This window comes from Corynebacterium sp. MSK032 (genome assembly GCF_030232065.1).
GTDB classification, from domain to species: domain Bacteria; phylum Actinomycetota; class Actinomycetes; order Mycobacteriales; family Mycobacteriaceae; genus Corynebacterium; species Corynebacterium jeikeium_D.
On sequence record NZ_JASPJR010000037.1, the window covers coordinates 1 to 837 of the forward strand.

The following is an 837-nucleotide window of genomic DNA, read 5'->3' on the forward strand; positions in this document are numbered from 1 at the left end:
TTGTATACAGGTGGTGCATGGTTGTCGTCAGCTCGTGTCGTGAGATGTTGGGTTAAGTCCCGCAACGAGCGCAACCCTTGTCTTATGTTGCCAGCACGTTGTGGTGGGGACTCGTAAGAAACTGCCGGGGTTAACTCGGAGGAAGGTGGGGATGACGTCAAATCATCATGCCCCTTATGTCCAGGGCTTCACACATGCTACAATGGTCGGTACAGTGGGTTGCCAGTCCGTGAGGGCGAGCTAATCCCGCAAAGCCGGTCTCAGTTCGGATCGGGGTCTGCAACTCGACCCCGTGAAGTCGGAGTCGCTAGTAATCGCAGATCAGCAACGCTGCGGTGAATACGTTCCCGGGCCTTGTACACACCGCCCGTCACGTCATGAAAGTCGGTAACACCCGAAGCCAGTGGCCTAACATATTTTGTGGGGGAGCTGTCGAAGGTGGGATTGGCGATTGGGACGAAGTCGTAACAAGGTAGCCGTACCGGAAGGTGCGGCTGGATCACCTCCTTTCTAAGGAGATTATTTTTTCTTTGTGTCATGTGTCATCGTGTTGGTGGCGTGTGGCTATTTTTTGTTTTTTTGGGTGGAACACCTACTGGTTAGATCACTGAAGTGGTGGTCTGCGCGTGCGTGTGATGACTTTAAGCGTTTGTGCTTTCCTTTGGTGTTGGTTGGTTGTTGGTGCGCTGTTGGGTGTCTGGGATGACACATGTTGTTGTTCCTGTTGTACAGGTTGCTGCGTGCTGCGGGCAGGCTGCTGTTGTGGTGGTTTGTGTGTGGTGTGTGGGTGTTGTGTGAGAACTGGATAGTGGACGCGAGCATCTTGTTTTTCTGTAA

At 52.8% G+C, this 837-nt stretch carries 1 rRNA gene; it reads left to right on the forward strand.

Annotation, left to right across the window (positions count from 1 at the left end):
• Positions 1 to 510, forward strand: a 16S ribosomal RNA gene (locus QP995_RS10785); the annotation flags it as partial.
• Positions 511 to 837 lie beyond the last annotated feature (327 nt).